We start from the raw sequence: 10,441 nt of genomic DNA, 5'->3' as shown, positions 1-10,441 counted from the left end.
TGGACAACAATCAGCAGACTGTCACAGATAGACGAGGGAACAAGACCACCTATACGTATGACAGCAATGGTAACGTCACCAAGGTTGTCAATGCACTGAACCAAGTCACGACTTATACCTATGATGCCAACGGGAATCAGGCCAGTGTGACGAATGCGGCGAATGAGGCCACGCTCAGTACGTTTGATCCTAAGAGTTATAAGCAGACTAGTGAGACGGATGCGTTGAATCACAGTAGTACTTGGAACTATGATATTAATACAGGGACTCAGCTTGAAAATCTTACAGACGCTAATGGAAACAAAATCTTTTACAGTTACTTTGCGAAAGGGATACGTATTGATCAGCCGTTAGGTAGATACATTCATATTGGTAATGATGATTCAGGAAACGTTACCTCATTAACTTTTGCCGACCAACTTTCGCGTTTTCAAAACGATGCAAAAGGAAATAGGATTAGCGAGACTGACGCAGTAGGTAAAGTAATAACCTATGTTAATGACGACAACGGTAAGGAAGTGAGCCGGAGCTGGATAGCGACGGTGAATGTAAATGGCGTGCCAACACAAAAGACGGTCAGCATCACGCGTGTGCTGGATGCAGAAGGAAGGGCATTGAGCGAGACCGATGCCCTTGGTGCGACCCGCAAGTTTGAATATACAACTGGCGGACAAATTAGTGCAACTGTTGACCAGCAAGGACGACGCACCACCTATAACTATGATGATACTGGCAGATTGGCCTCCACCACGTATCCGGATGGCAAGACTACGGCGACTGTTTATGATGCTGGCGGCAACAAGATCAGCGAGACTGACCGTCAGGGCAGGACGACGCGCTATGAATATGATGCCCTGAACCGTCTGACGAAGACGACAGCACCGGATGGCAGCAGCATCACTGCAACTTACGATGATGCTGGCCGTATTGCGACCACCACTGATTCAATGAACGACACGACCACCAATGGTTATGATGCTGCTGGCCGTCTGACCACTGTAACGGACAGTAAAAACAAAAAGACCAGCTACGAGTACGACAATGTTGGTAACCGTACCCAGGTTACCGACGCCACAGGCAGAGTCACCAAGTTCAAGTATGATGCGCTGAACAGGCTGGTCATGACGACCTATCCAGACAACAACACCAGCAGCATCGTCTGGAATATCAATGGTACCAAACAGTCAGAAACCGATCAGGCCAGCAATACCACGACTTACGGTTATGACCCGTTGGGCCGTTTGAATCTGGTAACGCAGACCAATGCGGCGACGCAGCAGCAAACGACCTATGTTTATGATAGTAATGGCAACAAGACCAGCCAGACCGATGCCCAGGGGCATACGACAAGTTGGGCTTATGATACCAATAATCGAATGGTTAGCCGTACTTTACCTGCGGGGCAGACAGAGAGTTTTAGTTATGACGTGGCAGGCAACCTGATCCAGAAGACCGACTTTGCTGGCAAGGTGAGCAGCTATGTCTATGACGAACTGGGTCAGGTAACACAGATAAGCAAACCGGATGGCAGCAGTATCACCAACACTTATACAGCAGCAGGTCGGGTCGCCAGCAGTATCATTGCAGGCGGTAATAACCTCAATGGCGCTCAGAACGGTCAGACAAGTTATACCTATGACGCCAATGACAGGTTGAGCAAGCAGGTCAATCCCGATGGTAGTTTCCTGTCTTACGCTTATGACGTCAACGGTAATATCAGTCAGCGCAGTACGGCAACTGGCACCATCAGCTATGGCTACGATGCTAACCAGAACCTGATAAGTATCACCGACAACGCCAGTAAAACCACCAGCTATGTCTATGATGATGCCGGACGACTGGGCAGCACAACTGTTGCCGATGGCGTCACGACCAGCTATAGCTATGATCAGAATGGTCGCTTGCTACAATTGTTGCATACCAAAGGCAGTAATGTGGTTGCCGGTAGCCGTTATACCCTGGCAGCTAATGGACAGCGTAGCAAGGTGGAAGAGTTTGATGCACTGAGCACACAAGTCAATCTGGTGGCAGCGAATCCGGTCCGCACGACAGCTTACTTGTATGATGGTGTCAACCGGTTGACGCAGGAACTGGTAAAGGACCGGAGCAGCACGACAGTACGTACGGTTGACTATGTCTATGACAAAGTGGGTAACCGTAGTCAGAAGACAGAGGCGACAGCGAGTGGGACAACGACTACTGCATACACCTATGACGCCAATGACAGGCTGACGCGGGAAACGAAAACAACAGGTGCTATCAATGTCGTCACGATCTACACCTGGGACGACAAAGGTAACCTGAGCACCAAGACCACAAACGGTCAGGTGACGGTGTATGGCTGGAATGCAGACAATCGTCTTGTCGAAGTGAAGCAGGGTAGCAGTCAGGCGACGGCAATTATGGCCGCACGTTACAGTTATGATGCCAATTGTAACCGGGTACAGAAAACAGAACAGGGGCAGAACACCAGCCCGGATAAAATAACCAACTATCTGGTCGATGACACCTTTGTTTATGCACAGATTGTGCAAGAAGTAGTGACACAAGGTGCAGCAAGTGAAAGCACCAGCTATGTATGGGGTAATGGACTGATCCAGCAGAGTAGGGCGGGGCAACTCAGTTACTATCATGCGGATGCATTGGGTAGTACCAAGGTATTGACGGATTCAAGCGGTAATGTGACCGATGCTTATCAGTATGATGCGTTTGGGACGGTGCTGAACAGGACGGGGACGACCGCGAACAACTATCGTTATACCGGAGAGTATTTCGATGACGCGATTAGTCTTCAATATAACCGGGCTAGGTGGTATGACGCTACGAGCGGCAGGTTTATTAGCATGGATTTATTTGGTGGCTTTGAGCATAAACCTGTATCAATAAACAAATATGTTTATGCTGACGATCAACCAACTATTGCAAATGACCCAAGTGGTGCCTTTGCAAACATGAGTGAACAAGAGGAAGTGCTTGCCGAGCGAGGAGAAATTAGTGTCATTTCTAGGCCAGCATTGAATATCAATCAAATGGCCGCAACTCAACTTAGTAGAGCTGTTTCAAGCTCTAACAGCACTTTGACGAATGTGGGAACTCTGACTATTTTGGCTGATATGTGTAAAAGAAATCCGCAAAATTGCTGGTTGGATGTGCCGGTCTATGCGCTTGGTGGTGCACAAATGCCAGAAACAGCGTGGCATGTAATTTCAGCTCAAATGGGATTCGGCAGTAATGATAAACCAATTTCTCCAGCGTTAAACGGTTATAAAGAGCAGGGCCGAGGGTTCTTAAGTAAAGTTTGTACTGATGACGTTAGAACTGCCTTTGAAGTGAGTAGTGGTAAGCGAGGTGTATGTGATGAATACCCGTTTTCTTCTACTAGACAAGGCGGCGAAGATAATTTCGAGAAATATAATAATGTTTCAATGAGAATGGTTCCGTCAATTGAGCAAAAAATTCAAGGTGGACAGTTGAGACATTTCTACAATGAATTTGCTAGAATTGCAAGGGATGGCTATAGCAAACAGTCTCTGTTTATCGCTCTTGGTGTTCCAGGGGTAAGATCGTTTGCTATAAATCGCGAGAGAAAAGTTAAAATTTGGTAGGCGATAGTATGAATAAGCAGCTAGAAAAAATATGGGAAGAAATTGAATTTTGGAATTTGACTCATTTGGATGAGTCGTGTGGGTCATACCTCAATGATCCTGCGACAGTTGATGTTATAAATGATTTAAATAATCGCTTGGAAAATAAGCTACCTGACGATTTTTTGGACAGTTTGCGGCGACATAACGGAACTGTTAGCTGGACTGTTAAATTTTATGAGGGAACTCTGCTTGACGCTAAATCGATTCTACTTGAGTTGGATGAAGTAAGGGGTGTTGCAAAAGACCTTCATGATGCAAATCTTCGAGATGGCGATAACTCCATGGATTCACTAATTTGCTTTGGCCCTGTAAAAAATAATTTGTGGTCTGACTATTGGATTCCGTTCCATGTTACTGATTGGTCACAAACTTGCTTTGACTTTGACCCCGACATTGGCGGAGAAATGGGGCAGGTTATTTCTGTCAATTGGGAAGGTAATTCCATTAAAGTGATTGCTAAGAATTATTTGGAGTTCCTTCGTTTATGTGCTGACAATTTACCAGATGAGATTGAAGAGTAAAAAACTTGTTATGTTGAATTTCTTAGAATATTAGCTGTTGCCATACATACCCAATAATCAACCGATCATTGTACTTGCGTATACTACGCAACTTTCTCGCCACAAATTGACATCTCTCGCTTGGTCAAATGGTCAGCTATTACGATAAATATCAATTTTTATGAAAGAAGTAATTGATGTTTGCATTTAAGTTTAAAGCTATAGATCGTCAGAATCATACTATTGTCGATAGAGTGGAAGCCAGTTCGGTTGAGGACGCATACGATAGATTAGCAAAGCGCGGCTTTAGTGATATCAGGGTCATAGATAGTAAAAAGACAGCTATTGATCTCAACGACGTTGCTTCTCGACGACGATTGGTGTCTAGTGCTCGTCAGGAACTGGATCTGCAAAAGCAATCCAGCCTGATAATCAAACTTATGATGTTGTATGCCAGAGATGTCAAGATTTTGGGAGGGCTGCTAGTATGGTTGCTGGTCTCTATATTGTTGTATGGTTTGCATAGTGCAATAGCTTTAGTATTAGCTGGATTGTTGATAGCTCATATACTGTGGTTTGTCTGGGCCATGGTGCCAATGACGCTATATGACCTAGCGCTTGATGCTAGCTTTTGGCGGCGTTGGGGGGAGCTTGAACGGATCATGCGATTTCTTGCTACTTGGAAATCATGGTTTAAAACGTCTATATCTGAACGTGAAATCATTTTTCGCTTGGCAAGTGCGGAAGCAGGACAGGGGCGTTTGGAAGCGGCCCTTAAACGAGCTGCCGTGCTAAAAAAGAGCCTGTAAAAATAACTGTGTAAGTTCTCCTGGAGCTATTGGTGAGCGCGGATACGTTCACCAAATTCTATATCAAAGCGGTTGAGTGCCTGTCGCCAGTGTTGTATAGGCATGGTCCATTTCTTCGCTGCCTTGCCCTGTTCGGCGTTCGATTAACCAGAATCATTCCGTCTGACCTGCATTTTTTGCAGAAAATGGCAGATGTTCTGGTTTAGTTGAACACCGATTTGACTAATTTTTAATCAGTAAAGTCAAATCTATTGGCTCGTTTGCTTGAACTTCGCGCAAATCGTTTGTTAAAGACGAACATCTTCGCACTACTGACTATCAGTACGATAAGGTGGGTAATCGAAATCAGAAGACGGAGACCACGGCAAGTGGTACAACGACGACTACCTATACTTATTACGCCAATGACAGGCTCACGCAGGAAACTAAAGTAGCAGGGGCAACCAGCACTGTTACAGCTTGCACCTGGGATAATAGGGGTAATCTGAGTACCAAGACAGCAGGCGGACAAGTTACCGTTTACAGTTGGAATGCAGATAACAGTTTGGTGGAAGTGAAGCAGGTTAGTAGTCAGACTACAGTGATTACGGTTGCGCGCTACAGTTACGATGTTAATGGCAACCGGGTGCAGAAAAGCGAGCCTGGGCAAAACACCAGTCCTGACAAGATCACCAATTACCTCGTGGATGATACCTTCGATTATGCACAGACAGTACAGGAAAGCACGATTCAAGGTGGTGCTACAGAAAGCACTAGCTATGTGTGGGGTAATGGACTGATTCGGCAGAGTAGGGCGGGACAGCTGAGTTACTACCATGCGGATGCTTTGGGCAGTGTCAAGGTGTTGATTGTTGTTGGAAATAATCGACTAGTTTTGGTGCAGCCAGGTTGGACATATTCATCGGGCATGACTCTGCGAGAGGAAGGTGGTTTTTTAATTGGGAAGTTTGCTGGTTCTTCGCAAGAGGAGTTGATAAAAACTTTCCTTCATGAAATATATAGATTGGAATTTGAAGCTGCTATTGAGGCTGGAGCAGCAGGAGTTTCCACTGCAGCTACCGAAGCGGCATTCGGCTTTGCAGAAAGAGCATATGCATTGTTCAGAAATTTGTGAGATGGAATTTGAAAGTATGAAGCAAGTTACTAAAGATTGGATAGAGGCGGTTAAAGCGCTATCAGTACACCCCTTAGTTAAGGTGATTTGCCCCGTTTGCAAAAAAGGCACTTTAAAAATGGATGATATAAGAATACCTAACTATGGCATTGTTGAGAGTAAAATTTGGTGCGATAAATGTGGTGCTTGTAATTACTTGCGTATGCCACTACGACATGATATGTAGACTCATTTCATAAATAGGGTCTGTTAACTTTTTTCGGATTATGTTAACTTTGGAGCATGACACGAAGAGAAGAATCAACCGAAGATCAATGGAGCATATTGGCTCCCTTAATTCCAGAATCGACCAGGCGTAGTGATGGTCGTGGAAGACCCGAAATGCATGATAACCGAGCGGTTGCCCTGTTCAGTGTTCAGTTAAACCAAACCCTTACGCCAGATCAGCATTTTTTGCAAAATCTGGTAAAGGTTTTGGTTCAATCGAACACTGAACTGATCATTTTTCAATCACCACGAGAAATAAAATTGTTCGTCTGATTAAAATTTGAGCAAATTATGCCCGGTTCAGTGTTCAGTTAAACCAAATTCCTCTGCCAGATCAGCATTTTTTGCAAAAACTGGCAAAGACTTTGGTTAAGTTGACACTGAACGGATCATTTTTTAATCAGGCGAGTAAAAAAATATCGTCCGCCTTATTAAAATACAGGCAAATTATTTGCTGGAGACGAGTACCACCCTGAACGCCAAAAAATGTTCAAGATCAGGTTTCCGGGAACTTGTGTTCCGGTACGTGCTGTGTATGCAGGTGAAAATATTATGTCGTTTAAATAAAAGGTATGTTTGATGGAAATTGAAGAAATTACTAATCTGCTGATACGAATTCCGTACTCGATTAAAAGTGGCCCGATTCCTCCATTACGCGTAGTGAACGACATGCTAATTCGGGGTGGAATCGACCGAGGAATGAGTGGGTCTTTGACTTGGGAACCATTTGAACTTAACGATAGAACATACTCGGAAGTGGTTTCGCGGCTGCGGCAAATCAATTCAGAATTAATTGACGCGGACCCCCCACCTAATGTTCTGACTTCGGAGCAATGGATGGAGTGGCGGCTAGTGCAGCGATTCGGTGGTGAGAATTCAGAATTGTCGGTGCTCTTTAATAATCGACATGCTATGAAGGAAAAATTGGAAAATTTCGAAAGAATTGGCGATCAGAGTAATGCGATGCAATTAAAGATCGCGATTATGGGAATCGACGCGCAGATTTCCGAGATACTCGCATCTGCACGTAAAAAAAATTAGGCTGTTGCTGCTGGCCTGTTCAGTGTTCATTTAAACCAAATCCCTCCGTGCTGCCCTGTTCAGTGTTCAGTTAAACTAAGTCCTTTCGCCAGATCAGTGGTTTTTACAAAATCTGGCAAAGGCTTTGGTTCAACTGAGCAGTTAACTGATTATTTTTCAATCGTCGCTAGCAATAAAAATTGTTCGCCTAATTAAAATACAGGCAAATTATTTTCTGGAGGCGAGCACCACCCTGAACATCTAAAAATGTTCAAGATGGACAGCTATGTTGTTTTATGAGGGTGTGGCTAACGCTGCAAATAATAGCCAGTCAGCAGACCATCCCAGGCACTAACATACCGAACAGATTTCGGTGCTGACGTGCAAGGATTTACACCGGTCCACACCTCAGCAGGTGTATAAACGCCATCATGATCTGCCGATAGCTTTTACCTTCTGTAAAACTCTCCAGTACCAATTGCAAAACCCAGCGTGACTTAGGCCTGCCAGTCCGTCTTCTTTTGGGCTTTGCATAAAACTGCTTCGCCGGTGGGAGTATTCGCATATCAAAAAAACCTATCGTTCTACATGTGTACAAATTGCATACAATTGCACGACACTTGTTAGAAATACTCTTCCTGTCTCCTCCCTATAATCCCCAACTGAAAGAGCGCGTCAGCAGCATGTCTGTGATATGCAGTAGTTCAGCGCTTGCACGATGTGAGCTTGTACAGGCTCTTGTGCGTGGCCCGGCACCTGTTGCCGGACAGGGACGTAGTGCGCATTTTTGTGCTGCTCAAATAATTACCTTCACTTGTTCAGGCTTTGGACATTCTGTATCTCTATGGGAGGATGAGTTTCGTCTGTACTTTTTGTGGCTGTGCGCTGGTAGTTGGTGACTCTGAATATATCGCAAGTTTTTGAAATGAATTGAATGAATCCACACGCAGTACCTTCCATTACGCCCTTGAGCTTGCTGGCTTCTCTACGGCAGCATCGCAGGCTCATCACGAGTTTGATACAGCGTGAAGTGCTGATGCGCTATCAAGGGTCGTTGCTGGGTTTGTTGTGGTCCTTTTTTAATCCTGTCTTGATGCTGGCGGTGTATACCTTTGTGTTTAGTGTGGTGTTCAAGGCACGCTGGGTTGGCGGGTCTGAATCGAAGACGGAATTTGCACTTGTATTGTTCGCGGGCTTGATGGTGTTTGGATTGTTTTCTGAATGCGTAAGCCGTGCGCCTGGCCTGGTGGTCAGTAATGTGAACTACGTTAAGAAGGTTATCTTTCCACTTGAGATTTTACCTGTCGTGGCGATGGGGGCAGCTTGTTTTCATTTGATGGTCAGCTTCGCAGTCTGGTTGATTTTTTATTCGATATTTTTTGGTGTGCCGCCTGCGACGATTTTCATGTTGCCTCTGGTTTTGTTGCCCCTGGTTTTGTTGAGCCTGGGTGTGAGCTGGTTGTTGGCTTCGCTGGGTGTTTTTATTCGTGACATACATCAGGTGGTGGGTGTTGCAGTATCAGTGCTGACATTCTTGTCGCCGGTTTTTTATCCGATAGCGGCTTTGCCGGATGGTTTTCGTGCTGTCGTCCAAGTCAGCCCTTTGACGCAGGTGATAGAGCAGAGCCGTGATGCCATGATCTGGGGTAAGCCGCTGGATTGGCAAAGCTGGTTGATTTACTTTTTATTGTGTGGTGTTGTGGCTTGGCTGGGTTTTGCCTGGTTTCAAAAGACGCGCAAGGGGTTTGCTGATGTCCTCTAAGTTTTCCATCAAGGTAGAGCAATTGAGCAAGTGTTACCAGCTCTACGACAAGCCGCAGGACAGGTTGAAGCAAATGCTTTTATCGCGCTCCAAAACTTATTATCGTGAATTTTGGGCATTGCGGGACGTATCCTTTGAGATTGCGCCGGGTGAGACCGTGGGCATCATAGGCCGCAATGGCAGTGGCAAGTCCAGCCTCTTGCAAATGATATGTGGCACGCTGTCGCCAACATCGGGTACGGTGACGACGCATGGCAGGCTGGCTGCGTTGCTGGAATTGGGCGCGGGTTTTAATACTGAGTTTACCGGGCGTGAAAACGTTTTACTGAATGCGGCGATCCTGGGCTTTCCGCAAGAGCAGATGCTGGAGCGTATGGGCGAGATACTAGCTTTCTCTGAGCTCGGTGATTTTCTGGATCAGCCCGTCAAAACTTATTCCAGTGGCATGTACGCACGCCTGGCGTTTTCGATTGCGATTCATGTTAATCCTGAGATTTTGATCGTGGATGAGGCACTGGCTGTGGGCGATGCCCGCTTTGTCGCCAAATGCATGCGCCGTATCAAGGATATACAGAAAACCGGTGCCAGTATTTTGTTTGTGAGCCATGATGTCAGCTCAGTGCGCACTCTGTGTGACCGCGCCATCTGGCTCGATAAAGGGCGCATGCTGGAGCAGGGGGACGTATTTCCGGTGACTGGTCGCTATATGGAAATGATGTTTCAGGATGATGATGCCAGCGATGAAGGTGAACATGAAGCCATGCATGCAGCCAATGTTCCGGTGCTGGGGAATGTGCTGGCTGAAGTGGCGGTGGAAGACATTGCACTTGACAGCCGGCCAGTTACTCATTGGGGCTCGCACAAGGGTTTGATACTTTCTGCTGCTGTGCTGGATGCGAGTGGTGCACGCCGCGATGTCCATGAGTGGGGCAAAAGCATGGAGATCAGGATCAGATTGCGCATACCGCAAGATATAGACAGAGAACATTTAAGCGTTGCTGTCTCGATCAAAGATTTAAAAGGCAGCGACCTCATCGTTTCGACTACCCATGATTTTGAAACCAGGCGCTTGCCAGACGATGAAGAATTTGAAATCAGCTTCACACTCACCAATTCGCTGGTCACGGGCAAATATCTGCTGGTTGCTGCGGTAGAGAACCGCCTGCACCGCGACATCCACTATTACGAATACATAGAGGGTGCGCATTACTTTTCTTCACTCGCGGATCAGCGCTTCTTTGGTTTGTTTCAACCGCCGATCTCGCAAGAGATTGTTGCGCCTGCACTCGACCTGAAGCTAAAGAAACTGGCTGCCTGAAGGC

The 10,441-nt window shown here is 46.0% G+C and carries 8 protein-coding genes; all 8 read left to right on the top strand.

Features of this window, described 5'->3' with window-relative positions; translation table 11 throughout:
• Positions 1–146: 146 nt before the first annotated feature.
• The 8 genes from ACO0LG_RS12045 to ACO0LG_RS12010 all read left to right on the top strand — a co-directional run bounded on the left by ACO0LG_RS12045 (position 147) and on the right by ACO0LG_RS12010 (position 10,437).
• Positions 147–3,605: an RHS repeat-associated core domain-containing protein gene (locus ACO0LG_RS12045; RefSeq protein WP_423026558.1), complete on the top strand. Its 3,459-nt coding sequence runs from the start codon at positions 147–149 to the stop codon at positions 3,603–3,605.
• A gap of 8 nt (positions 3,606–3,613) precedes the next feature.
• Positions 3,614–4,168: an SMI1/KNR4 family protein gene (locus ACO0LG_RS12040; RefSeq protein ID WP_423026556.1), complete on the top strand. Its 555-nt coding sequence runs from the start codon at positions 3,614–3,616 to the stop codon at positions 4,166–4,168.
• A 176-nt stretch (positions 4,169–4,344) separates the two neighbouring features.
• On the top strand, positions 4,345–4,956 hold the full coding sequence (locus ACO0LG_RS12035; RefSeq protein WP_423026554.1) for a hypothetical protein: 612 nt from the start codon (positions 4,345–4,347) through the stop codon (positions 4,954–4,956).
• Positions 4,957–5,287: 331 nt separating this feature from the next.
• Positions 5,288–6,070: a hypothetical protein gene (locus tag ACO0LG_RS12030; RefSeq protein WP_423026552.1), complete on the top strand. Its 783-nt coding sequence runs from the start codon at positions 5,288–5,290 to the stop codon at positions 6,068–6,070.
• 1 nt (position 6,071) lies between these two features.
• Complete coding sequence (locus ACO0LG_RS12025; protein WP_423026550.1) at positions 6,072–6,296, top strand: hypothetical protein; 225 nt, start codon at positions 6,072–6,074, stop codon at positions 6,294–6,296.
• A 620-nt stretch (positions 6,297–6,916) separates the two neighbouring features.
• A complete protein-coding gene (locus ACO0LG_RS12020) occupies positions 6,917–7,378 on the top strand; it encodes a hypothetical protein (RefSeq protein ID WP_423026548.1) in 462 nt (153 codons plus the stop codon).
• 913 nt (positions 7,379–8,291) lie between these two features.
• Positions 8,292–9,119 (top strand): ABC transporter permease, encoded by an 828-nt coding sequence (locus ACO0LG_RS12015; protein ID WP_423026546.1) that lies wholly within the window; start codon positions 8,292–8,294, stop codon positions 9,117–9,119.
• Positions 9,109–10,437 carry an ABC transporter ATP-binding protein gene (locus tag ACO0LG_RS12010; RefSeq protein ID WP_423026544.1) on the top strand — a complete coding sequence of 443 codons (1,329 nt, stop codon included), beginning with the start codon at positions 9,109–9,111 and terminating at the stop codon, positions 10,435–10,437. Before ACO0LG_RS12015 ends, ACO0LG_RS12010 begins: the two co-directional genes overlap by 11 nt.
• Positions 10,438–10,441: the final 4 nt, after the last annotated feature.

Source organism: Undibacterium sp. Ji42W, from assembly GCF_049340405.1.
Classification (GTDB): Bacteria; Pseudomonadota; Gammaproteobacteria; order Burkholderiales; family Burkholderiaceae_D; genus Undibacterium.
The sequence above is the reverse complement of the archived record's forward strand: the minus strand, read 5'-3'. Positions and strand labels throughout refer to the sequence as shown.